The sequence below is a fragment of the Cellulomonas endophytica genome (assembly GCF_004123805.1).
Classification (GTDB): Bacteria; Actinomycetota; Actinomycetes; order Actinomycetales; family Cellulomonadaceae; genus Cellulomonas; species Cellulomonas endophytica.
Genome location: NZ_RWJX01000003.1, coordinates 1 through 23,569, shown reverse-complemented (window position 1 = coordinate 23,569; position 23,569 = coordinate 1). Strand labels below are relative to the sequence as shown.

Below are 23,569 nucleotides of genomic sequence, written 5' to 3'. Positions count from 1 at the left end.
GTCCGCCCGGAGGCCGCGCTACAGCACGACGGTGCCCCGGATGCACGTCGTGCTCGTGCCGCCGACGTGGACCACGCCGTCCTCGACGCGCACCCGCACCGCGCCGCGCCTCCCCACGGCCGCCCCCTGCGAGGCGACGTAGACGGGCGGCACGACCCCCGTCGCGACGAGCCACGGCGCCAGCCCGGCGTCGAGGCTCCCGGTGACGGGGTCCTCGGGCACGCCCAGCGACGGGCAGAACGCGCGCACCTCGACGGCGGCGTGCCCGCCCGGCGGGAGCGGCCCGACGACCCCGATCCGCAGGTCCCCGACGAGCGCCGGGTCCGGCCTCAGCGCCAGCACCGCGTCTGCCGAGGCCAGGAGCACGGCGGCCCAGCCCGGTCCGTTGTCGGCCCAGCGGTGGTCGAGCACCTCGTCGCGCCCGAGGCCCAGCGCGGCGGCGACCCGGGTCACGAGCGGCTCGTCGAGCGGGCCGTCCCGCAGCAGCGGCGGGGCGAGGAACGCCAGGCCGTCGCCGTCGCGCCGCAGGGGGACGAGGCCGGCCGCGCACTCCTGGACGACGGCGTCCCCGTCCCGCGGCACGCCGCCGGCCTCGAGCCACGCGTGCGCGGAGCCGAGCGTGGGGTGCCCGGCGAACGGCAGCTCGCCGCCGGGCGTGAAGATCCGCAGGCGGTAGTCGGCGCGCGGTGCGGTCGGCGGCAGCACGAACGTCGTCTCCGACAGGTTCGTCCACCGCGCGAAGGCCGCCATGGACGCGTCGTCGAGGTCCGCCGCGTCGAGGACCACGGCGACGGGGTTGCCGAGCAGCGCGGTCGAGGTGAAGACGTCGACCTGGGCGAAGGGCCGGGGGCGGGTCACACGGGCCTCCTGGGGGAGGGCCCCGTCCGGGTCCGGGCGGCCGGGAGGGGCGGCTGAGGGCATCTCCGACCTTTCCACAGCCGGGCCCCGCCCGGAACGGCCGGGCCGCGGCACCCGCGGCACCCCCGCCGCCCCTGGCGCGACGGCCCGTGCCTGCGCCACAGTGGCCCTGCTCAGCGGCGCGACCGCGCCGAGGTGCCCGCCGCACGCGGTCACCACCGCTGCCGCACGCCCTGCACCACCCCTGACGAGGAGGACCGCGATGGCCGTCGTCTCCCGGGGCTTCGGAGCCCGCCGCCGTGAGCAGGACCCCGCGCTGCCGCCCGGGCAGTACCTCACGACGGACTTCCCCGTGCTGTCGGCCGGCCCGACCCCGCACCTCCACGCGGGCGAGTGGGAGCTCGAGGTCCGGACGGAGACCGGCGCCCGGCGCACCTGGTCCTGGGAGGAGCTGCTCGCGCTGCCGCAGGAGGACGTCCGCACCGACATCCACTGCGTGACGCGCTGGTCGAAGCTCGGCACGCGCTGGCGCGGGGTCGCGGTCGACACGCTCCTGGAGGGCGTGGAGACGACGGCCGCCTTCACCACGGTGCACTGCTACGGCGGGTACACGACGAACGTGCCGCTGGCCGACCTCGTCGACGGGAAGGCCTGGATCGCCACGGAGTTCGAGGGCGCGCCGCTGCCCGACGAGCACGGCGGCCCCGCCCGCCTCCTCGTGCCGCACCTGTACTTCTGGAAGAGCGCGAAGTGGGTCCGTGGGCTCGTGCTCACGGAGACGGACGAGCCCGGCTTCTGGGAGCGCAACGGCTACCACCTCTACGGCGACCCGTGGCGCGAGCAGCGGTACTGGTGAGGTTCGTGCCCCTGCCCGTGCCCGTGCCCGTGCCCGTGCCGGTGCGGCCGCCGGCGGGGCGTGCGTGAGCGGCTGGCTGGCGGCGCGGGTCGCCGAGGTGGTGCCGGCGTCCGCGTCGGGGCGGGTGCTCGTGCTCGACGTGCCCGGGTGGCCGGGCAACCTCGCCGGGCAGCACCTCGACCTGCGCCTCACCGCGGAGGACGGGTACCAGGCCGTGCGCTCGTACTCCGTGGCGTCCGTCGGTGCTGGGGAGCGGGTCGAGCTGGCGGTCGACGAGGTGCCCGACGGCGAGGTCTCGCCCTACCTCGTCCAGGACGTGCGCCCCGGTGACGTGCTCGAGGTCCGCGGGCCGCTCGGCCGGTACTTCGTCTGGCAGCCCGAGGACCCCGGGCCGGTGCAGCTCGTCGCCGGCGGGTCGGGGGTCGTGCCGCTCGTCGCGATGGTCCGCGCGCACGCCGCGGCCCGCAGCCCGGCGCCGTTCCGCCTGCTGTGCTCCGTGCGGACCCCGGCGGACGCCTTCTACCGGCCCGAGCTGGAGGCGCTCGTCGACGACGCGTTCCGCCTCGACTGGGTGTGGACCCGCGCGGCGCCGCCGGGGTGGCCCGGGACGCCCGGGCGGCTGACGGCGGCCGGCCTCGCGGCGGCGGCCCTGCCGCCGGAGGCGGGCCCCACCGTGTACGTGTGCGGGCCGACGGGGTTCGTCGAGGCCGCCGCGTCGCTGCTCGTCGCGGCCGGGCACCCGCCGGGCCGCATCCGCACCGAACGGTTCGGGGGGTCCTGATGGGGGGCACGGCAGGCGGAGCAGGCACGGGGGGCACGGGACGCGCACGGCCCGGGACGCGGGGGCGGTCGTGACGGGCCCGCACCCGCCCCGGCCCGGGGCGGGGACACCGGCGGGGCGGCCGCCCGTCGACGGCAACGCCGCCGCCGGGCTGCTGGGGGAGGTCCTCGCCGTGGAGGTGACGACCGCCGTGGCCGAGTGCCGCGGGTGCGGGGCGCACGCGCCGCTGGCTCAGGCCGTCGTCGAGGTCGACGCGGCGGGGGCGCTCGTGCGGTGCCGCGGGTGCACGCGCACGCTGCTCACGGTGCTGCACGTCCCGGGCGGGGTGCGCCTGGAGGTCGGCTGCCTCGCGGCGCTGACCGGCGCGGCGCCGACCGGTGGGGCTCCGGGGGCGGGCGGCTGAGACGACGACGCCCCGCCCCCCGGTGCGGGGGAGCGGGGCGTCGGCCGGTGCGGGCGAGGGGTCAGCGCGTGAAGCTCGCGCGGCCGACCTGCTTCGAGCCGTCCGTGTACGTCACGGAGATCGTCAGGGTGTGCGACCCGGCGGCCAGCGTGCTCGTGTCGAACGGGTTGGCGACCGTGGTGGAGCCGCCGAGGAAGTCCCAGGGCGCCGTCCGCTCGACCGTCCGCGGGGCCTTCGACATCGTCGGGTCGTCCAGGTGGTACGAGATCGACGCGGGCGTCCTGCTCGGCGTCACGAAGAGGTACACCTTGCCGGACACGGTCCGGCCGGCGAGCGCCACCGGGTTGGAGCGCGAGGAGCTCGTGCTGAGCTTGAGGGCGGCCGAGAGGGTCGCGTCCGCCGCGGGGACGGTGCTCGTCGTCGGGGTCCCGGAGGAGAAGGTCACGACGGGGCGGGGCTGGAACCACTTCTTGTAGGCCTCGCGGGCGGTCGGGAAGACGCCGGTCGTGACCTTGTGGATCTCGCAGGAGCTGACGTTCCAGTCGTAGTAGCTCTCGTAGTAGAAGTCGTGCTTGTCCGCGAAGGCGAGGACGTTGTTGATGTACAGCGGGTTGTCCAGGCCGCCGTGGCCGTCGCACCGCTTGGACAGGCCCCACTCGGAGAGCGAGGCGCGCTTGCCGTGGGCCCGGGAGAAGTCGGCCGCCCACTGCAGGCCGCCCGACATCGTGAGGAAGTCCCGCCAGCGGTCGGCGGAGCGGCTCGGCGCCATGCCCCAGTGCTGGTCGTAGAAGCTCATGCCGACGAGGTCGACGTAGGCGTCACCCGGGTACGCGGACTCCTTGTTGAAGCCCGTCTTGCTGCCCTGGCCGATGTTCGGGGCCCACTCGAACCTGAAGTTCGTCCCGGGGACCGAGCGCATCGTCGTGACGATCTGGCGCCAGTAGGCGACGTAGGCGCCCGGGTCCGGGATGGCCGACCAGCGGAACCAGTTCCCGTTCATCTCCCAGCCGATGCGCAGGACGGCGTTCGGCTGCTTCGCCGCGACGAGGTTCTGCGCGATCGTCTTCCAGTGCGCGTTGTACGAGCCGCGGGCGCCGGCCTGGAGCGTCGTGGAGGAGTCCGCCGGCAGCATCGGGGCGGAGTAGACGACCTCGAGGCCCTTGCCGGACCAGCCGTTCATCACCCACGGGTTCTTCATGGACGTCCAGCTCGTGCCGTCCAGGAAGTCGAAGCCGATCGTGGCGCGGGCGCCGCGCATGGACTCGAAGGCGGCGAGGGCGGTGAAGTTGCGGGCGCCGACGTAGGCGCCGGAGCGGGTCCGCGTCGCGGAGCTCTCCGAGGGGTTCGCCGAGGCGGGTGCGGCGCCGGCGAGGAAGCCGGTCGTGGCCACGGTGAGGGCCAGCGCGGCGCCGACGGCACGTCGGGCGGTACGGGCGAGAGCCAGGGGGAGGTGCACAGGAGCCTCCAGGGGTCCAGGTCGGTATGCCTCGGCCGGATCCTCCGGGTGAGACGTCGTCCCCCCTTATGTCGGACGTCACTCTCTGGCTCTTGACTTTCACCCGCTGCTTCCGGTGGCGCCGTTCCCCCAGGTGCCGTATACGTGCAGGTCGCCGCGGGGCCTGTGCGCGCGCATGTGATCTAGGTCTCGTTCCACTCTTCCGGGTGAAAGCCGCATATCGGGCACCCGCCGGGGGCGGTCGCGGCGGGGCGATGACTCCGGCAGCCGCGCCGGGTCAGGACGGGGGAGCCGCCCCTCCCGGGGGCGCCCGCACGACGAGAGGAACGCCCGTGGCCGGCTCCCAGGACGCCTCCCCCCGGCTCGATCTGCGCACCGGGACGCAACGCGTGTTCGCCCACCTCCTCGTGAGCAACGCGGTCGTCGCGCTCGTCAACTACACCGTGTGGTTCGCCCTGACGTTCTGGGTGTTCCTGGAGACGCGCTCCGTCTTCGCCACGGGCACGGTGGCCGGGGTGTTCCTCGTCGCCACGGCCGCCACCGGCATCTGGTTCGGCAGCCTCGTCGACCACCACCCCAAGCGGACGGTGCTGCAGGCCTCCGCGCTCGCGTCCGCCGCGATCTACGCGCTCTGCCTGGCGCTGTACCTGGTGACGCCGGCGCGCACGTTCACGGACGTGGGCTCCTGGGAGCTGTGGGTCCTCATCGTGCTGCTCATGGTCGGCGTCATCGCCGGCAACCCGCGGATGATCGCGCTGCCCACGCTCGTGACGCTGCTCGTCCCCGAGGACCGTCGGGACCGGGCGAACGGGCTCGTCGGGACGGTGACGGGCACCTCGATGCTCGTCACGTCGGTCCTCAGCGGCGTGCTCGTGGCCGCCGGCGGGATGCTGCCCGTCCTGCTGCTCGCGCTCGTCGTGCTCGTCGCGTCCGTGGCGCACCTCGCGCGCGTGCACGTGCCGGAGCGGCCGCCGCACGCGGCCGAGGACGGGAGGTCGGGCGGTGGCCCCGGTGCCGGGCCCGACGCCGGGCCCGACCCCGGGCCCGGCCCCGGGCCCGACCTCGGCGCCGGCGTCGACCTGCGGGGGACCTGGCGGCTGGTGCGCGGCGTCCCCGGGCTCGTGCCCCTCATCGGCTTCAGCTGCTTCAACAACTTCCTCGGCGGCGCCTTCATGGCGCTCATGGACGCCTACGGGCTCTCGCTCGTGTCCGTGCAGGTGTGGGGGCTGCTCTGGGGAGGGCTCAGCGCGCTCATGATCGTCGGCGGGCTGCTCGTCGCGCGGCTGGGCCTGGGAGCACGGCCCGTGCGCCTGCTGCTGCTCGTCAACGTGGGGGCGTGGGCGGTGACGATGCTCTTCCCGCTCGCCGCGTCCGTCGTCACCCTCACCGTCGCGATGGCCGTCTTCATGCTCCTCATGCCGTTCGCCGAGGCCGCGGAGCAGACCGTGCTGCAGCGCGTGGTGCCCTACGAGCGGCAGGGGCGGGTGTTCGGCTTCGCGCAGAGCGTCGAGCAGTCGGCCGCGCCCCTGACGGCGTTCCTCGTCGGGCCCCTCACGCAGTTCGCCGTCGTCCCGTTCATGACCGACGGCGCCGGGGCGGACGCGATCGGCGCGTGGTTCGGCACGGGGCAGGCGCGGGCCATCGCCCTCGTGTTCGTCGTCACGGGTGCCGCCGGTCTCGTGGTGACGGTCCTGGCGCTCGCGAGCCCGCAGTACCGGTCCCTGTCGGGCTCCTTCGCGCGCGCCCGGCCGCCGGTGGCGGACCTCGCGGACGCCCCGTCGGGGCCGGTGGCCGGGCCGGGGCCGGCGACGCGACCGGCCTCGGGGCGGGACGCGTCGCCGACGGCCTGACCGCCCGACGAGGGGCGCGTCCCGCCGGGGGCGGGCCGGGCGTCAGAGGGCGGAGGCCTCCCGCGCGGCCGCGCGGACGAGCTCCGCGGCGGCCGCCGGCGTGCCGCGCCACGGCGCGCCGTGCCCCGGGACCACCCAGCCGGCGGCGACGTCGGCGAGCCGGTCCAGCGAGCGCAGCGCCGCCGCGGCGTCGTCCGTGAAGGGCGCGGGCGCGGGGCCCGTGCGGCCCGTCAGCACGTGCCGCGTCGTGAGGGCGTCGCCGACGAAGACGGCGTCGGCGACGGGCACGTGCACGGCGATGCTGCCCGGGGAGTGGCCGGGCAGGCCGATGACCCGCGGGGCGCCGGGCAGGTCCAGCACGTCCCCGTCCGCCACCTCCACCACCTCGGACGGGTGCGACGGCCGCAGGCCCCCGCGACGCGCGGAGTAGGCCAGGAAGCCCAGGGTGGGGCCGGGCCGCCAGGCGCCCCAGCTGGTGCCCGGTGCCTTCGCGCCCCGGGCGCGGTCGGCGTCGGCCGCGTGCACGTGGATCGGCACGCCGTGCTCGCGGCGCAGGCGCTCGGCGAAGCCCACGTGGTCGGAGTCGCCGTGCGTGAGGACCACCCCGCGCACGTCGTCGGGCGTGCGACCGACCGCGGCGAGCTCGGCGACGAGCTCCCGCCAGTGCCCGGGCAGCCCGGCGTCGATCACGGTGACGCCCTCGTCGGTGACGACGAGGTGCACGGCGACGACGTCGTTCCCGATGCGGCGCAGGTGCGGTCCGAGCTCCATGGCGATCTCCTCGTGGGGGTGCCCCGCCGGGTGCGGCGGGGGTGGCGCTGGTAGACATGGCTACGGTACGTAGCCTTGATGGCTAACGTCAATAGCCTTCGGAGAGGGAGTCCACGATGCCGACGCCCGAGCGCACCTCGTTGGACGCGATCGTCGCCGCGGGGAGGGACCTGCTGGAGCACGAGGGGCCCGCGGGGCTGACGATGCAGGCGGTCGCCTCACGCGTCGGCGTGAAGGCGCCGTCCCTCTACAAGCGGGTCCGGGACCGGGACGCGCTCCTCGAGCTCGTGGTCGTCGCCACGGTGGACGACCTCACCGCGCGGCTCGTCGCGGCCCCGGCGACGCTCGAGGCCGTGGCCCGGGGGTTCCGCGCCTTCGCGCAGGAGCGGCCGGCGGGCTTCCGGCTCGCGATGTCGGCCGGGGCCGACCCCGACGCCCTGGCGCGCGCCGCCGGACCCGTGCTGCGGGCGACGGAGGCCCTCGTCGGCCCCGACGACGCGCTCGCCGCGGCCCGGCTCGTCACCGCGTGGGTGACCGGGTTCCTCACGATGGAGCTGGCCGGGGCCTTCCGGCTCGGGGGCAGCGTGGAGGAGGCCTTCGACTACGGGCTCGCCCACCTCGTCGCGGGGCTGTCGTCGGACCGGGAGCGGCCGTCGTGACGGGCGGGCGCCCGCCGACCCCGGCCCGGTCGGGGCCCGGGCCGGCGGGCGGTCGTCACCAGGCGTAGTCCTCCGGGGCGGTACGGCGGCCCGGGAAGATCTCGTCGAGGCGGGCGAGCGTGGCCTCGTCGAGCGTCACGTCGAGCGCGCGGACGCCCGCGTCGAGCTGCTCGCGCGTGCGGGGGCCGATGATCGGCGCGGTGACGGCGGGCTGGTGCAGCAGCCACGCGAGCGCGACGTCCCCGGGCTCCTGCCCGAGCTCGTCGGCGAGGTCCTCGAAGGCCTCGATCGCCCCGCGGTGCTGCTCGAGCGCCTCCTTCGCGCGGCCCTCCGTGCGCCGCTTCCCGTCGCGCTCCTTGCGGACGACGCCCCCGAGGAGGCCGCCCTGCAGCGGCGACCACGGGATGATCCCGATGCCGTTGTGCTGCGCGGCCGGGATGACCTCGAGCTCGATGTCGCGCGTCAGCAGGTTGTAGATCGACTGCTCGCTCACCAGGCCGGTGTAGCCCCGACGGCGGGCGTGCTCCTGCGCGGTCGCCAGGTGCCAGCCGGCGAAGTTGCTGCTCCCCGCGTACAGCACCTTGCCCTGCGCGACGGCCACCTCCATCGCCTGCCAGATCTCGTCCCACGGCGTGCCCCGGTCGACGTGGTGGAACTGGTAGAGGTCGACGTGGTCCGTCTGCAGCCGCTGCAGGCTCGCGTCGAGCGCGCGGCGGATGTTCAGCGCGGACAGCTTCTCGTCGTTCGGCCACTCCGACATCGCGCCGTAGAGCTTCGTGGCGAGCACGGTGCGCTCGCGGCGGCCCTCGCCCTGCGCGAACCAGCGCCCGAGGATGGACTCCGTCGCGCCGGCCCCGAGCTCGCCGCCGTACCGGTTGGCCGTGTCGACGAAGTTGATGCCGTGCTCGTGGGCGGCGTCGAGGATCGCGTGCGCGTCGGGCTCGGGCGTGTGGGGCCCGAAGTTCATCGTGCCCAGGCACAGGCGGGAGACGGACAGGCCGGAGCGGCCGAGGTGGGGTACTCCATGCCGTCAGGCTCGCCCCGGCGCCGCCGGGTGTCCACCGCTCGGTACGGGTGGTGGCGCCGGTGGACACCGCCCGGGGCCGTCGCTAGGTTCGGCCGCACCCCCGGGGAGCGCTGAGGAGCGCTGAGAGTGCGGACCGTCCGCAGACCCGTACACCTGATCCGGTTCGTACCGGCGTAGGGAGCAGGGCACCGGTCGACGTGCGCGTCGACCGGTCTCGCACGCACCCGCGGGCCCTGGAGAGGGACCGCCATGAGCACGACGACCATGCCCGCGACGAGCACGACGGAGCCCACGCCGCAGGCGCTCGGCATCGGGATGCGGTTCAGCCTGCACCCCCACACGGACGACTTCGTCGCCGTCGTCCTGGGCGCGCTGGCGGACGCCGAGGCGGCCGGCCTGGCCGAGGGCCTCGTCCTGGAGACCGACGACGTGAGCACCTACGTCGGCGCCCGCGAGGCCCCGGCGGAGGGGCGTCTCGTCGGCTACCTCGCCGGCGTCGTCACGGCCGCCTCGCGCCGGACGGGCGGCGGGCACGTCGTCGCCCACGTCCTGCTCTCGCGCGGCTGCCCCGGCGAGGTGGGCTGCGACCTCGCGGTGACGGGCCTGCCCGCCGCGGAGCCGGTCGCGCTGCCGCCGACGGGGCTCGCCGCCACCGCGCAGTGGTCGCTGTACCCGCTGCTGGACGGGGGCAGCGCCGCCGGCGACCACATGGAGCACATCGAGCGCGCGATCGCCCGTGCCCGGGACCGCGGCACCGCCACCGGCGCCGCCCACTACGCCACCCGCCTGTCCGGCGACCTCGCCGACGTGCTGGCCACCGCGGCCGACGCCTGGGCCGAGGTGGGGGCGCACGTCGCGCACGTCGTCACCCACCTCACGGTCTCCGTCGGCTCCCCGAGCGGGGCCGCCGCGTGAGCCGCGACGGCGCCGCCGGCGGGGCGACCGTGCCCGCGGCCCCGGCCGGGTCCGCTGCCGCCGGGCCCGCCCCGACCCGGGCCTGGGCGCTGAAGGACCTCGTCCTCGTCGTGGTGCTCGGCGTCGTCTTCGGCTTCGCCTACTGGGCGCTCGTGCAGGCGTGGAACGGGCTGGCGCTGCTCATGGGGCCGGCCGGCGACCTCGCGCAGCACCTGCTGCTCGGCGGCTGGCTCCTCGTCGCGCCCGTCGCGGTCGCGATCGTGCGGCGACCGTTCGCGGGCGTGGTCGCGGAGGTGCTCGCGGCCGTGGTCGAGTTCGCGTTCCTCGGCTCGCCCGTGGGGCCGCTGCTCCTCGTGGCCGCGGTCCTCCAGGGGGCCGGCAGCGAGCTGCCGTTCGCGCTCACCCGGTACCGCCGGTTCGGGTGGGGCGTGTTCGCGGTCTCCGGCCTCCTGGGTGCGGCGCTCGTCTTCTTCTGGAGCGCCTTCCGGTCCGGCTGGTACGGGCAGGACCTGTTCGCGCTGCGGCTCGGGCTCCAGGTGCTCTCCGGCCTGGTGCTCGGCGGCCTGCTCGCACGGGTGCTCGTGCGCGCCGTGGTCCGCACGGGCGTCGTCGAGAACTACGCGATCGGCCGGGCGGGCGGCCTGCGGTGAGCGCGGCCCGGCCCGCCCGGCCGGAGGGGGTCGTCGTCGACAGGAGGCCGTCCGCCGCGGCGCCGGACGGGGGCGAGGACGTCGTCGTGCTGCGCGACGTGGGCGTCCGGTTCCCCCGGCGGCCCGAGCCCGCGCTGCGCGGGGTGACGCTGCGGGTCGCCCCGGGCGACGAGGTGGTCGTCCTCGGCCCGTCCGGGTCCGGCAAGTCGACGGTGCTGCAGGTCGTCACCGGGGTGGTGCCGCACGCGGTGCACGCCGACCTGACCGGTGAGGTGCTCGTCGCGGGCACGGCGACGGCCCGCACCTGCGTGGTCGAGCGGTCGCGGCACCTCGGCGTGCTCGCGCAGGACCCGGCCTCCGCGGTCTGCCTGCCCACCGTCGAGGGGGAGGTGGCGCTGCCGCTGGAGAACCACGGCGTGCCGGCGGGGGAGATCGACGACCGGGTGGACGCCGCGCTCGCGGGCGTCGGCGCCGGCGCGCTGCGGCACCGGCGGACCGCGGGCCTGTCCGGCGGTGAGCTGCAGCGGGTCGCGCTCGCCGCGGCGCTGGTGACGGGTCCGCGGGTGCTGCTGCTCGACGAGCCGACGTCCATGCTCGACCCGGCCGGCGTGCGGTCCGTCCGCGCCGCGGTGGAGGGAGCGGTGCGCGGCGACGGCACGACGGCCGGAGGCCCGGCAGGGGCAGCGGCGCCCCGCCCGGCGGTCGTGCTCGTGGAGCACCGGCTCGACGAGTGGGCGGGGGAGGCCGGGGTCGACGGGCTGCCGGCCCGTGCGCTCGTGCTCGGCGAGGACGGCACCGTGGTCGCGGACGGCCCCACCGCGACGGTGCTCCGGGACGCCGCCGCCCGCCTCCACGCGGCGGGCCTCTGGCTGCCGCTCGACGTGGAGCTGCTGGCCCTCACCGGCGCCGCGGGCGGCCTGGCGGCCGAGGCCAACCGTGCGCTGCTGCACCGGTGCGCCGGCGGGACGGACGGTCGCGACGGCGCCCTGTCGCGACCCGGGCGTGAGCCGGGGCCAGGGCCCGGGCCAGGGCCCGGGCCCGAGCCGGACGCCGAGCCGGTCCTGGTGGCGCGCGGGCTGTCCGTCGGGCGGCGCGAGGACCGTCGCCGTCCCGGCGCCGCCGTCCTGCACGGGCTCGACCTCGCGGTCCGGCCGGGGGAGGTCGTGGCGCTGCTCGGCGCGAACGGCGTCGGCAAGACGACGCTGCTGCTCACGCTCGCCGGCCTGCTGGCCCCGCTGGCAGGGCGCGTGGACGGACCGCGGGCCGGGCTCGTGCTGCAGCACGCCGAGCACGGCTTCGTCGCGCACACCGTCGCCGCGGAGGTCACGCACGGCCTGGGCGCGCAGGCCGCCGCGGCCGTGCCGGGGCTGCTGCGCCGGCACCGCCTCGAGCACCTGGCGGACGCGAACCCCTTCCGGCTCTCGGGCGGGGAGAAGCGGCGCCTGAGCCTCGCGGCGATGCTGGCCCACCGCCGCCCGGTCCTGCTGGCCGACGAGCCCACCCTCGGCCTCGACCGCCGTGACACGGTCGCCACCACCGCTGTCCTGCGCGCGGCGGCGGCGGAGGGCACCGCGGTGGTGCTGTCCAGCCACGACCTGCGCACCGTCGCGGGCCTGGCCGACCGCGTCGTCGTGCTCGGCGACGGCCGGGTGCTCGCCGACGGGCGGACCGCCGCCGTGCTGCGCGACGACGCCGTCCTGTCCCGCGCCGGGCTGGTCCTCCCGCCGCTCGTCGCGTGGCTCCTGGCCCACGAGGCGGAGGGCGCGCTCGGGCCCGCGCTGCGCGCGCTGGACCGGGCCGTCCCGTGAGCGCGTCGCCCCTGCGGCAGGTCGTCCCGTCGCCGCTGGCGCGCCGCGACCCGACCGTGAAGCTCGCGCTGCTCACCCTGGTGTCGCTCGTCGCGCTCCTCGTCCTCGACCCCGTGACTCCGGCGGTGCTCTACGGGCTCGCGCTGGTCGGGGTCGCCGTCGCGACGCGGGCGCCCGCCCGGACCCTCCTGCTGGCGCACGTGCCGTTCGTCGCGTTCGCCGCGGGCGTGCTCGTCGTGAACGCGCTGTCCCGGTCCGGGACGCTGCTGGCGGCGGCGGGCCCGCTCGTCGTCACGCGGGAGGGCCTCGCGCTCGGCGTCGCCCTGGCGGCCCGCACGCTCCTCGTCGGGGTGCTGGCGCTCGGGTTCGTGCTCTCCACCGACGGCGTCGCGCTCATGACGAGCCTGCACCAGCACGCCCGCCTCGGTCCCCGGGTCACCTACGCGGTGCTCGCCGGCTACCGGATGCTCGAGGAGATGCCGCGCGAGTGGACGCTGCTGCAGCACGCCCACGCCGTCCGCGCGCCGCTGCGCCGCGACGGGCGCCCGGCGCTCGGGCCGCGGCACCACCTCGGGGTGGTGTTCGGGCTCCTGGTGGTGTCGCTGCGCAAGGGGGAGCGGATGGCGCAGGCGCTGGAGTCGCGCGGGCTGGGCCTGGCGCCGCGGACCACCTGGCGGCCCGTGCCGCTGACCCGCGGCGACGCGGTGCTCGTCGTCGCCGTGCTCGCCCCCCTCGCAGCGGTGCTGGCGACGAGCGCCGCCCTCGGGCTGCTCGAGGGGCCCGGCACGCTGACGCGGTGAGCGCGACGGGTGCGGACGGCCCGGGGGCCCGGGGCGGACGGCGGGTGCCGGTCCGCCCCGGGCACCGCCGTCAGTAGTTCCGGCTCTCCACCGTCCAGCCCGGCACGGCGGCGAGGCCGGGCGAGGTCCCGAGGAAGTAGTCCCGTGCGGCGGCGTTGCCGTTGAGGACGAAGTCGAGGTAGTTGGTCACGACGACGTCGGCCTCGAGCGCGATGGTGCTGTCCGCCGCGTCGTCGCGCGTGTTGTGCCACAGCCCCGTGTGCTGGGCGTCCTCGGCGCTCGCCGCGATCGCGGGGACGGTGACGAGGGCGTAGTTGTCCCGGCTGTTCTGGTACTCGATCGCCTCCGGCCCGCCGTCGACGAAGAGCACCGGCGCGTGCAGCTCCGCCAGCTCCTCGCGCCCGTACCCGAAGATGCCCGCGTCCGGGAAGAAGCCGCTGTTGAGCGAGAGCACGGCGTCGACGCGCGGGTCGTCGCCGGCGACGAGCGCCTCGATGCCGCCGCAGGAGTGCCCCGCGAGCGCGACGCGCGAGAGGTCGAGCGACTTCTTCAGGTCGTTGTACCCGCGCCGGTCCGCCCTCTCGGCCCAGTCGATCGCGCCCGTGAGCAGCTCGGGCTGGACGCCGCCGGTGACGCCCTCCGGGGCGCCGGCGTAGTAGCCCTCGGAGATGACGACGAACCCGTGCGACGCCAGCAGGGACAGGGCCGTGACGTACTCGATGTCCGTCGCGTGGTTGCAGGCGCCGTTGCCCCAGACGACGACGGGGAGGTCGCCGCGCACGCCGAGCGGCCGGTACACCGTGTACTGCGGCGCGTTCTCGGCGGCCTCGCGGACGACGGGGTGGTGCCGGTCGACCGCGTTCGTCGCGGCGGGCGCGGGGCGCTTCGCGGGCGCGGCCGCAGGCGCTGCCGCCGGGACGGACGCGGGCACGGACGCGGGCGCGGGGGCCAGGGCGGGCGCCGCCAGCGTCGCGGCGAGCACGAGCCCCAACGACGCGGCCGTGCGGCCGAGACGGGGCGTGGAGGTGAGCTTCATGGTGGGTCTCCCGATCCGTGCCGCGGCGCGCGGGACCGCCGCGGCGGCACGGGGCCGGCGGAGACGGTGGTGCAGGTGGCGGCACGTTTACGACGTCGTAAGGGTGGGCGTCGTCATCGTGCCGGTGGGCCGGTGCCGCGTCAAGCGCTGCTGCGGGCGGGAGGGTCCGGGTGGTGCTGGACGACGGTGGGCCCCGTGGGGATCGAACCCACAACCCGCGGATTAAAAGTCCGCTGCTCTGCCGGTTGAGCTAGAGGCCCGACGCGGGGGCGTGGCGCACGCCCGCCGCGGAGGTCGTCGGGCCGGGGCCGCGGCGACGGCCCGACGGTACCGCGTCCCGCCGACGGGGTGACCGGTCGAGGGGGGACCGGGTGAAGTCGCCCGGACCAGGCCCGCGCGCCGGCCCTGACCAGTACGTTTCCCCCGCCCGGGTCGCGGAGGACCCGGACCACCCCCGGGAGACCGCCGTGCGCCTGCCCCACCCCGTCACCGACCACGCCCGGCGTCTCGTCGCGGGAGGGGTCGCGCTGGCCACCGCCCTCGCCGCAGGCGTCGCCGTGGCGGCCCCCGCGCAGGCGCTGCCCGGGGCCGTGCTCGACCTGGCGGGGTGCGCCGAGCAGGTGCTGCCGCGCAACGACGACGGGTCCTCCGCGGTCGTCGACCTGCCGTTCGAGCTGAACTTCTACGGGGAGGCCTACTCGCAGGCCTTCGTCAACAACAACGGCAACGTCACGTTCGACGAGCAGCTGTCGACGTACACGCCCTTCGGGCTCGTGGCGACGGAGCGTCCGATCATCGCGCCGTTCTTCGCGGACGTGGACACCCGCGGCGGCGAGGGCGTCGTCACGTACGGGACCACCACCTACGACGGGCACGACGCGTTCTGCGTCACCTGGCCGCGGGTCGGGTACTTCCCGAACCAGGTCGACAGGCTCAACACGTTCCAGCTGCTCCTCGTCGAGCGCGACGACCGCGGGGACGCCGACTTCGACATCGTGTTCGCGTACGACGCCGTCCAGTGGGAGACCGGGTCCGCCTCGGGCGGGGCGGGGGGCACGGGCGGCAGCTCGGCGCACGCGGGCTTCTCCAGCGGCGCCGGCACGGCGGACACCTCCTACGCCTTCCCGGGCTCGGGCGTGAACGGCGCCTTCCTCGACGGCGCCGCCACGGCGCTCGCCTCGGGCAGCCGGGGCTCCTCCGTCCCCGGCCGCTACGTCTTCGCCATCAGCAACGGCACGCCGAACCACGTGGCGCGCCCGGCCGACGAGCTCAACGGCGTCCGGGCCTCGTCGTTCTACGTCAGCGACCCGGTGAGCACGGCGACGGGCAACCTCGTCCTGCCGGCCACGGACCTCGACGCCGTCGGCGGGCGCGCGGGCTTCGACCTCGCACGCACCTACAACTCCCGGGACGGGCGCACGGGCGTCCTCGGCACGGGCTGGACGACGCTGCTCGACGTCACGGTCACGGGTACGGACGGCGGCGGCGCGGAGATGCTGGACGCGGACGGCCGCACGGTGCCGTTCGTGCCCACGGGGACGGGCTTCGACCGCCCCGAGGAGTTCGCGGGCGAGCTGACCCGCACCGCCGAGGGGCGCTGGGGCCTGCGCTGGGACGGCGGCGAGACCTGGTCGTTCGACGCGGAGGGGCGGCTCGCGCGCATCGACGAGACCGACGGCGGGGTGCTGACCCTCGAGCGCGCGGCGGACGGCACCCCGACGGCGGTGCGCAGCAGCACCGGTGCGGTCCTCACCCTCGCGGGTCGGGCCGGTCGCGTGACGGGTGCGACCGCCTCGGACGGCCGCACCGTGACCTACGCGCACGAGGGCGACCTCCTCGTCGGCGTGACCGACCCGGCCGGGGCCACCACGTCCTACGGCTGGGACGAGGACCACCTCGCGACCGTCACGGACGCGGCCGGCCGCGTGCTCATGACGAACACGTTCGACTCCCTGGGTCGTGTGCTGCGGCAGGAGCTGCCCGACGGCGCCGTCGAGCTGGCCTACGACGACCTCGAGGGCCTCACGACGGTCCGGGACCTGCGCACGGGCGAGGAGACGCGGGTCCAGCACGACGAGGGCGGGCGGCCGACCACGCTGACCGACACCGCGGGCGAGCGGGTCCTGCTCGAGTACGACGCCGGCGGCAACCTCGCCGCGGCCACCGACCGGGGCGCCGCCACCACCCGCGTCACCTACGACGACCGCGGGCACGTGCTCAGCGCCACCGACGCGCTCGGCGGCGAGCAGCGGTGGGAGTACGACGAGAGGGGCCGCCTCGTCGCGCACACGGACGCCGCGGGCGCCCGGACCGTGCACGGGTACGAGGGCGACGAGCGCGTCCCCTCGACGATCACGGCGGCGGACGGCGGCGTCACCCGGCAGGACGTCCAGGGCGACGTCGTGCGCTCGGTCACCGACCCCGACGGCGTGCGCGTGGTCCTCGAGCACGACGCCGCCGGCAACGTCGTGGCCGAGCTGGACGGCCTCGGCGGGCGCACGGCCTACGACCGCGACGGCGCGGGGCGCCTCACGCGGATCACGACCCCGGAGGGTCGCCGCACGTCCTTCACGTACGACGCGACGGGGCGCACCGTCGCGGTGACGGACGCGGCGGGCACGCGCGCGTCCACGTACGACCCGTCCGGGCTGCTGCTGACGGAGACGAGCCCGACGGGCGGCACGACGACCTACGCCTACGACGCGGTCGGGCGGCTCGTCAGCGCCACGGACCCCACGGGCGAGGTCGCCCGCACGACCTACGACGCGGCCGGCCGCGTGGCCACCACGACGGACGCCCAGGGCGGGACGACCACCTGGACCTACGGCGCCCTGGGCCGAGTCGAGGCGGTGACCGACCCGACGGGCGCGCGCACGTCCTACACCTACGACGCCGAGGGCCGCGTGGCGACCGTCGTCGACGCCCTCGGACGGACGACGCGCCAGGCCGTCGACGCCCTGGGCCGGGTGACGTCGACCGTCGACGCGGCGGGCGGCGAGCAGCGGTACGAGTACGACGCCCGCGGCGCGGTCGTCGCCTCCGTGGACGCGGAGGGCCGCCGGACCGTCGCCGCGTACGACGCCGTCGGCCGCCCGGTCGCGCTGACCGACCCCACGGGCGCCTCCACCGGCACGACGTGGACACCGGGGGGCCGCGTCGCGGTGGCCACCGATGCCACGGGGGCGCGGACGACCTACGCCTACGACGCCGCGGGCCGGCACGTCGCCACGGTCGACCCGGTCGGCGGCCGCAGCACCACCGCCTACGACGGCGACGGCCTCGTCGTCGCCGAGACGAGCGCCGCGGGTCGCACGGTGCGCTCCGCCTACGACGCCGCGGGCCGCCTCGTCCGCACGACGCAGGCCGACGGCAGCACGGAGGTGCGCGGGCTCGACGCCGCCGGTGCCCTCGTGCAGCTCACCGGACCCACGGGGGCGCGCTCGACCTACTCCTACGACGCGGCGGGCCGCCTCGTCGGGGCGGTGGACCCGCTCGGGGCCGCCACGGCCTACGGCTGGGACGGCGGGCTGCTCACGTCGGTGACGGACGCGGCCGGTGGCCGGGAGACCCGTCGCTACGACGCCGCGAGCCGGCTGACGGAGACCGTCGACCGGGCCGGGGCGCGCACCGCGTACGCCTACGACGCCCTCGGCCGCGTCACGACGGTCACCGACGCGACCGGCCGCACGGAGCGCCGCGGCTACGACGCGATGGGCCGCCTGCTGTCCCGCACGTGGGGCGACGGCTCCGCCGTGGCCTACAGCTACGACCGCACGGGCCTGCGCACGTCCATGACGGACGCCCGCGGCACGACGACCTACGCCTCCGACGCGGCCGGCCGGCTCGTCCGCCAGGTCGGGCCCGGCGGCACGCAGGCGTGGACGCTCGACGCGGCGGGCCGGGTCCGCACGGCCACCCTCCCCGACGCGAGCGTCCTGGAGTGGACGCGCGACGCGGCCGGCCGCGCGACCCGTGCCGTCCACTCGGAGTGGGGCACGGTCTCCTGGACCCTCGACCCCGACGGCCTCGTCACGTCCGAGGCGCTGCCGCGCGGCCAGTCGCGCAGCTGGACCTACGACGCCCTCGGGCGCCAGGCCTCGCAGACGCAGGTCGTCGCCGGGGTGACGACGACCGTCCAGACGCGCCGCGACGCCGCCGGACGGGTCGTCGGCACCACGACCCGCGGCGGGCTCGGCACCGGGTCGGCCGCCTACGGCTACGACGCCGCCGGGCAGCTCGTCTCGTCGCAGGTCACCGACCTCGACCCGCGGACCCCGCGGACCCGGACCTGGACGTACGACCGCCGCGGGAACCGCACCGCCACGACGGCGGACGGGGTCGCCACGGCCTCCGCGTACGACGGCGCCGGCCGGCTGGCGACGGAGACCACGCGCGGCGTCGTCACCCGGTACTCCTACGACGCCGCCGGGCGTCGCGTGAGCGCGACCGCGCCCCTGTCCGCGCAGCGGTGGACGTACGACGCCGCCGGGCGGCCGGCCACGCAGACGGTCGTCGTGGGGCCGGTGACGACGACCGTCGCGCGCACCCACGACGGCGACGGGCTCCTCGTCGGGACCACCGCCACCCGCGGCGGTCGCACGGTGGCCACGACGCTGGGATGGGACGCCAGCGGCGGTCTCCCCGAGCTCGTGAGCACCTCCACGGGCGGCCGCACGACCGCGTTCGTCCAGGGCCTGCGGGGCCCGGTGGGCCTGTCGCGCGCCGACGGCAGCACGGCGGTGCTCGCCAAGGACGCGTGGGGGTCGGTGACGACCACGCTGCCGACGGCCGACGTGGCCGCCAGCACCTCCTACGACCCCTTCGGCGGGGCGACCGACCCTGTCAACCTCGCCGACCTCACGCTCACCCCGACGCTGGGGTACCGGGGTGAGCTCACCGTCGGTGGCACGCTCGAGCTGCTCGAGCGCGACTACGACGCGGCCACGGGCCAGATGCTCACCCCGGACCCCGTCACCCAGCCCCCGGGCACCCCCGCGGCGACGAACGACTACGCCTACGCCGCGAACGACCCGCTCGACCTCGTGGACCCCACGGGCCTGAGCCCGGTGTCCGACGCAGCGCTCGCCTCGACGGGCCTGGCCGCGACCATCGCCGCCGCCACCCCGCAGGCGCCGGACATCACGGAGTGGTCGGCGCAGCACCGCGCCGTCCAGGTGCACTTCGCCGCGGCCAAGCGGCCCGGCACGCGCATGGAGGTCTGGGTGCCCGGCGCCGGCGTCAACGGCGCGGGCGGGCGGGCGGACCTCGTCGACGGGCTGTCGGTGTGGGAGGTCAAGACCGCCCGCTGGCACGGGGACCCGGTGCTCCGGCAGCGCGCCCTCACCCAGCTCGCCGGGTACGTCGCGAACCTGCCGGGCGGCCCCGGGCGCTCGGGCACCGCCTACGGGCAGTACGCCTTCGGGTACCAGCGCGGGCAGCTCGTGGTCCAGTCCTACGGCGACGCGGGGATGCTCTGGTACTACTACCGGGCCTCGGCGGGGCCGCGTCCGGTCCCCGTGCCGGTCCCCGTCCCGGTGCCGGTCCCCGTCCCGGTGCCGGTCCCCGTGCCCGTGCCGGCCCCCGCGCCGGCACCGCGGGACTGGACGTGGGAGCCGCCGAGCTGGATCGGACCCGCGACGGAGGCGGCCGGCGGAACGCTGCTCATCGCGGGCGGCACCCTGCTCATCGGCGGCACGCTCGTCGAGGACGTGGCGACCGGTGGCATCGGCATCCTCGACGACCCGCTGACGATCGGCGGCGGGGTGGCGCTCATCGGCTCCGGCGCGGCCCTGTGGTCCAAGGCCTGGTCGTCGTTCTGGTGAGCGGACCGGGCAGCTCGGACGGCGGGCCGGGGGACGACGAGCCCGTCGGCGGCCCGGCGGTGCCGGGCGGGCGCGAGCCCGCCGTCCTCGGCGGGGTGGCCGTGGCGGAGGCGCCCGCCGAGGCGGACGCGGTCCGCCACGTGCTGCGCCGGGCGGTCGAGGACGTCGTGGCCGCCTGCGTCGGGGTCGACCTCACCTGGTGGGTGCAGGCGACGACGGTCGCGGACGACCTCGCCGACCCGCGCCCGGGCCTCACGGGCCGCGACGGGCTGGACTGGGCGTTCCTGGCGGAGCGGGGGGCGGGGGCGCCTCTGCGCACGATGACGGCGGGAGCGCTGGCCACGGCCCTCGTCGACCACCCCGAGCACCCGCAGCGACCCGTGGCCGAGGTGCACGCCGCGTGGCCGGTGCCGACGGCGGCGGGGCCCGTCGGCGGGCTGACCGTGGCCGTCCACGTGCAGCGCTGGGCGATGTACGGGGGCGGCGCGGACCTCGTCCGCGTGACCGACCGGCTCGTGCCGTGGCTGCTCGACGCCGCCACGACGCTCGGGGCGGGCACGGGCTTCGTCACGCTCGACCGGGTGCGCGCCGACGACGCCGAGAGCCCGTGGGAGCGGGTCGTCGGCAGCTCGCCCGGGCGTCGCGACCTGCGGCGCCGCCTGTGGGGGCACGGCTGGGGCACGCTCCTGGGACCGGAGCACCTGAGGGCCGTCGGGGGCGAGGCGGCCCTGCGTGCGCTCCCGGGCATCCGGCTGCGGCCGGCGGGGGACCTCGTCTGGGCGACGCTCGGGGACGACCTGGCGGCGGTCACGCCCGGCGACGTCGCCCGGCTGCGCGCGGTGCTCGAGCCGGCGCTGGCCCCCGGGACGCGGACCGTCGAGGAGTTCCGCCGGGAGGTCGCGGAGACCGGCTCCCCGGAGCGCTACGTGGTGTGAGGCGTCAGAGGTCGCGGCGGCCGAACGCCATGGACGCGAGCCCGAGGACGACGGCGACCCAGAGCGCCACCCACCCGAGGTACGCCAGGCTCAGCCCCTCGAAGCCGAGGAACGGGAACCCGGCCATCTCGGCGCCGAAGGACGACGCCAGCGCCGAGGGGTCGGAGAAGCCGTGCATCGCCCCGCGCCACAGCCCGTCCGTCGGCAGCAGCATCCGCGACCACGTGCCGACGGCCGCGACCCCGCTGTTGCCGAAGGCCGCACCGAGGCCGCCGACGACCCCGGCGACCCACGTCGCCCCGAACAGCCCGACCGCCACGATCCCGGACGCCATGGGCGAGATGACCGTCGACAGCAGCAGCCCCAGCGTGAGCAGCACGGTCGTCTGCGCCGCGAGCAGCGCCAGCGCGCCCACCGGGTCCGGCGGCCAGTAGCCCACGGTCAGCTGGACGACGAGGAGCTGCGCCAGCCCCGCCACGGCGATGTAGCCCGAGCCGAACGCGACGAGACCGAGCCACTTGCCGACGAGCACCGCCCACCGGCGGACCGGACGGGCGAGCAGCGCCAGCGCCTGCCCCGACTCGACCTCGCCCGCCAGCGTCGGCCCCGCGAGGAACGCCGTCCCCAGCGCCGCGATGAGGCTGAGCCCGAACATCACGAGGTTGAGCAGCTGGGACGCGACGAGCCGCGCCTGCCCGCTCGTCAGCTCCGCCATCGTCGGGTCCTCCGCCGTGAGGCGGGAGAAGCCCCACGCGCTGAGCCCGACGAGCACGACGGTGAGCACGACGAGCGCGCGCAGCACCTTGCGGCGCGAGGCCTCCTGGAGCGTGAGCCGGGCGACCGTGAGGATCGTCGGGACGACGCGGGCCCGGCGCGCGTCGGCGGCGGCGTCGGCCGCGGCGGGGGCGGTCGTGCTGGTCGGGGCGCTCATCGCGGGTCCTCGGGGTGGGCGGTGCGCAGGATGTCGAGCAGGCGCTGCTCGAGGCTGATGTGGCCGGGCTCGACCGCGTGGACGCGGACCCCGAGCGCGACGAGGTCCGTGACGAGGTCGGCGACGGCGTCGGCCGCGGCGCCGGCGGCGCGGTCCGTCGTGGCGGCGGCCTCCGCCGACGGGTCACCGCCGTCACCGGCGGGTGCCGGGCCGGCGAGCACGTCGTCGGCGGCGAGCCCGACGGTGAACAGGTCCCCTGCCCGGACGAGGGTGCCGGCCGCCTCGAGCCGCCGGTGCGCGGCGTCCGACACGCCCGTCAGGCGCATCCGCACCTCCCGGCGCCCGAGCAGCTCGGCGAGGGTGCCCTGCGCGGCGACCTTCCCGCGGTCGAGGACGACGACGCGGTCGCACACGCGCTCGACCTCGCCGATGAGGTGGGAGTTCAGCAGGACGGCGACGCCGCGGGCCCGCAGGTCCAGCAGCAGGTCGCGCACGTCGGCGCGCCCGAGCGGGTCCAGGGCGCTGGTGGGCTCGTCGAGCACGACGAGCTCCGGCCGCGCGACGAGCGCGACGGCCATGCCCAGGCGCTGCTGCATGCCCTTGGAGAACCCGCCGACGCGGTCGCCGGCCCGCCCGCCGAGGCCGACGTCCCCGAGCCGTGCCCGCTGCTCCGCGTCCGGGACGTCGAGCCCGGCGAGCCGCACGTGCAGGCGCAGCACCTCCGAGGCCGTCAGCCAGGGCTGGTAGCGGAAGAGCTCGGGCAGGTAGCCCACGCGCGCGCGGGACAGCGGGTCCGCCGAGGGCCGGCCGAGCAGCAGGACCTCGCCGGCGTCGGGCCGCACGAGGCCGAGCAGCATCTTGATGACGCTCGTCTTGCCGGCGCCGTTCGGGCCGAGCAGCCCGACCACCTCGCCGCGGGCGACGGCGAAGGACACGTCGTCCACCGCGGTCCGCTTCCCGTACCGCTTGCGCAGGCCCGAGCACCACGCCGCCGGGGAGGCGGGCAGGTCGGCGACGAGGCGCGCCGCGGCGGCGAGGTCCGTCGCGGCCGGTGACCCGGTCGTCACGGTCCCCGCCGCCGCGGGCCGGGGGGCGGCGGTCACCGCAGCCCGCGGGCGACGTCGAGCACCTCGTCGTCCGACAGCGTCCCGGCCACGGCGGTCAGCGTGCCGTCCTCCACCCACACGACGCCGGCCATGAGGCCGTCACGGGTGGTGAAGACCGTGGCGGGCGCGCCGTCGACCTCGGTGGTGTCCGTGTCGACGGAGCCGGCCGGCACGGGCAGGGGGAGGGTCGAGCCGTCCGCGGAGAACGCCCGCAGCTGCGTGGCGAGGTCCTCGGGCAGGCCGGGCAGGGACAGGACGTAGTCGCGCGCCGTGGCGAACGGCACGCCCGAGGAGTCCACGGTCGGCGCCCCGGCGCGGCCGACGACGAGCGAGGGCACCCCGCGCCCGTCCGCCCACACCGCGGCCACGCCCGGCCCGGCGGTGATCCGGAACTGGCTGCCGTCGAGGCCGGCGGGCGGCGTCGGCAGGTCCGCACCGGCGGCGACGGCCTCCGCGACGCGCTCGGCGGAGAACGTCAGCACCGCGGTGACCTCGTCGCCGACCTGGTACGTCGGGCCGTCGGCGATCCCGCCGGGCAGGGCGGCGAGCGTCGGGACGGTCAGCCCCGTCTCCGCCTCGGCGGCGGCGGCGTCCGCGACCTCGCGCACCTGCGGCTCCTGCAGCACCTCGACGGTGCCGAGGGCGGACAGGTCGGGCAGGTCGACGAGGTCCGTCTCCGTCACGTCCACGGCGACGACCTGCTCCGTGCGGAAGATGGGGAGCCAGTTCGCCGCGGCGGCGGCCCCGCCCCCGGCGAGCACGGCCACCGCGCCGACGGCGGCGACGACCGGGCTGCGCAGGGCGGCGCGCCAGCGCGGCACGCCGGTGCGCGTGCCGGTGCGGGAGCCGGCCCGGCGCGCGGCGAGCGGCACGACGGCGGGCGCGGCCGCCCCGGCGGAGGGCAC

The 23,569-nt window shown here is 77.0% G+C and carries 19 protein-coding genes, 1 tRNA gene and 1 riboswitch; of the genes, 11 read left to right on the top strand and 9 right to left on the bottom strand.

The features are described from left to right. Positions 1-18 precede the first annotated feature (18 nt). Positions 19-858 carry a PhzF family phenazine biosynthesis protein gene (locus EJA20_RS01470; RefSeq protein ID WP_240674867.1) on the bottom strand — a complete coding sequence of 280 codons (840 nt, stop codon included), beginning with the start codon at positions 856-858 and terminating at the stop codon, positions 19-21. A 262-nt stretch (positions 859-1,120) separates the two neighbouring features. On the opposite strand from EJA20_RS01470, the gene EJA20_RS01465 reads away from it, so the two are divergent. The 3 genes from EJA20_RS01465 to EJA20_RS01455 all read left to right on the top strand — a co-directional run bounded on the left by EJA20_RS01465 (position 1,121) and on the right by EJA20_RS01455 (position 2,898). Continuing rightward, the gene (locus EJA20_RS01465; protein ID WP_129336411.1) at positions 1,121-1,714 is read left to right on the top strand and encodes a sulfite oxidase-like oxidoreductase; all 594 of its coding nucleotides are present in this window, start codon (positions 1,121-1,123) and stop codon (positions 1,712-1,714) included. A 64-nt stretch (positions 1,715-1,778) separates the two neighbouring features. After that, complete coding sequence (locus tag EJA20_RS01460; protein ID WP_129336410.1) at positions 1,779-2,495, top strand: ferredoxin reductase; 717 nt, start codon at positions 1,779-1,781, stop codon at positions 2,493-2,495. A 70-nt stretch (positions 2,496-2,565) separates the two neighbouring features. Then, positions 2,566-2,898 carry a DUF6510 family protein gene (locus EJA20_RS01455; protein ID WP_129336409.1) on the top strand — a complete coding sequence of 111 codons (333 nt, stop codon included), beginning with the start codon at positions 2,566-2,568 and terminating at the stop codon, positions 2,896-2,898. 61 nt (positions 2,899-2,959) lie between these two features. On the opposite strand, the gene EJA20_RS01450 is transcribed toward EJA20_RS01455, so the two are convergent. Beyond that, a complete protein-coding gene (locus EJA20_RS01450) occupies positions 2,960-4,354 on the bottom strand; it encodes a glycoside hydrolase family 26 protein (RefSeq protein ID WP_129336408.1) in 1,395 nt (464 codons plus the stop codon). Positions 4,355-4,686: 332 nt separating this feature from the next. Here EJA20_RS01450 and EJA20_RS01445 point away from each other — a divergent pair, with 332 nt between their 5' ends. After that, a complete protein-coding gene (locus EJA20_RS01445; RefSeq protein ID WP_205687306.1) occupies positions 4,687-6,204 on the top strand; it encodes an MFS transporter in 1,518 nt (505 codons plus the stop codon). A gap of 42 nt (positions 6,205-6,246) precedes the next feature. Here EJA20_RS01445 and EJA20_RS01440 read toward each other — a convergent pair whose 3' ends face one another. Beyond that, positions 6,247-6,975: an MBL fold metallo-hydrolase gene (locus EJA20_RS01440; RefSeq protein WP_129336406.1), complete on the bottom strand. Its 729-nt coding sequence runs from the start codon at positions 6,973-6,975 to the stop codon at positions 6,247-6,249. A gap of 116 nt (positions 6,976-7,091) precedes the next feature. On the opposite strand from EJA20_RS01440, the gene EJA20_RS01435 reads away from it, so the two are divergent. Continuing rightward, a complete protein-coding gene (locus EJA20_RS01435; protein WP_129336405.1) occupies positions 7,092-7,634 on the top strand; it encodes a TetR/AcrR family transcriptional regulator in 543 nt (180 codons plus the stop codon). Positions 7,635-7,689: 55 nt separating this feature from the next. On the opposite strand, the gene EJA20_RS01430 is transcribed toward EJA20_RS01435, so the two are convergent. Next, positions 7,690-8,631, bottom strand: a complete 942-nt coding sequence (locus EJA20_RS01430) for an aldo/keto reductase (RefSeq protein WP_276319516.1) — start codon at positions 8,629-8,631, stop codon at positions 7,690-7,692. Between the two features lie 121 nt (positions 8,632-8,752). Next, positions 8,753-8,860, top strand: a riboswitch (TPP riboswitch). A gap of 50 nt (positions 8,861-8,910) precedes the next feature. Here EJA20_RS01430 and EJA20_RS01425 point away from each other — a divergent pair. Genes EJA20_RS01425 through EJA20_RS01410 form a run of 4 tightly spaced genes read left to right on the top strand, consistent with a single transcriptional unit; the run spans position 8,911 to position 12,834 of the window. Further along, positions 8,911-9,576 (top strand): YkoF family thiamine/hydroxymethylpyrimidine-binding protein, encoded by a 666-nt coding sequence (locus tag EJA20_RS01425; protein ID WP_129336403.1) that lies wholly within the window; start codon positions 8,911-8,913, stop codon positions 9,574-9,576. Further along, a complete protein-coding gene (locus EJA20_RS01420; protein WP_164983790.1) occupies positions 9,573-10,226 on the top strand; it encodes an ECF transporter S component in 654 nt (217 codons plus the stop codon). Before EJA20_RS01425 ends, EJA20_RS01420 begins: the two co-directional genes overlap by 4 nt. Continuing rightward, positions 10,223-12,034: an ABC transporter ATP-binding protein gene (locus EJA20_RS01415; RefSeq protein WP_129336402.1), complete on the top strand. Its 1,812-nt coding sequence runs from the start codon at positions 10,223-10,225 to the stop codon at positions 12,032-12,034. Before EJA20_RS01420 ends, EJA20_RS01415 begins: the two co-directional genes overlap by 4 nt. Then, complete coding sequence (locus tag EJA20_RS01410; protein ID WP_129336401.1) at positions 12,031-12,834, top strand: energy-coupling factor transporter transmembrane component T family protein; 804 nt, start codon at positions 12,031-12,033, stop codon at positions 12,832-12,834. Before EJA20_RS01415 ends, EJA20_RS01410 begins: the two co-directional genes overlap by 4 nt. Positions 12,835-12,904: 70 nt before the next feature. On the opposite strand, the gene EJA20_RS01405 is transcribed toward EJA20_RS01410, so the two are convergent. Further along, positions 12,905-13,870 carry an alpha/beta hydrolase gene (locus EJA20_RS01405; protein WP_129336400.1) on the bottom strand — a complete coding sequence of 322 codons (966 nt, stop codon included), beginning with the start codon at positions 13,868-13,870 and terminating at the stop codon, positions 12,905-12,907. A 187-nt stretch (positions 13,871-14,057) separates the two neighbouring features. Continuing rightward, positions 14,058-14,130: transfer RNA gene (locus EJA20_RS01400), tRNA-Lys, on the bottom strand. A 207-nt stretch (positions 14,131-14,337) separates the two neighbouring features. Between EJA20_RS01400 and EJA20_RS01395 the strand changes: the two genes are divergently transcribed. Next, complete coding sequence (locus tag EJA20_RS01395) at positions 14,338-19,692, top strand: nidogen-like domain-containing protein (protein WP_164983789.1); 5,355 nt, start codon at positions 14,338-14,340, stop codon at positions 19,690-19,692. Then, on the top strand, positions 19,689-20,627 hold the full coding sequence (locus EJA20_RS01390) for a hypothetical protein (RefSeq protein ID WP_129336398.1): 939 nt from the start codon (positions 19,689-19,691) through the stop codon (positions 20,625-20,627). The genes EJA20_RS01395 and EJA20_RS01390 overlap by 4 nt, the downstream gene beginning before the upstream one ends. 4 nt (positions 20,628-20,631) lie before the next feature. Here EJA20_RS01390 and EJA20_RS01385 read toward each other — a convergent pair whose 3' ends face one another. From EJA20_RS01385 to EJA20_RS18535, 3 genes are all read right to left on the bottom strand, one after another. After that, on the bottom strand, positions 20,632-21,558 hold the full coding sequence (locus tag EJA20_RS01385; RefSeq protein WP_129336397.1) for an ABC transporter permease: 927 nt from the start codon (positions 21,556-21,558) through the stop codon (positions 20,632-20,634). Then, positions 21,555-22,625 (bottom strand): ABC transporter ATP-binding protein, encoded by a 1,071-nt coding sequence (locus EJA20_RS01380; RefSeq protein WP_129336396.1) that lies wholly within the window; start codon positions 22,623-22,625, stop codon positions 21,555-21,557. Before EJA20_RS01380 ends, EJA20_RS01385 begins: the two co-directional genes overlap by 4 nt. 32 nt (positions 22,626-22,657) lie before the next feature. Next, positions 22,658-23,569: hypothetical protein (locus EJA20_RS18535; RefSeq protein WP_164983788.1), on the bottom strand; the 912-nt coding region annotated here is incomplete at its 5' end.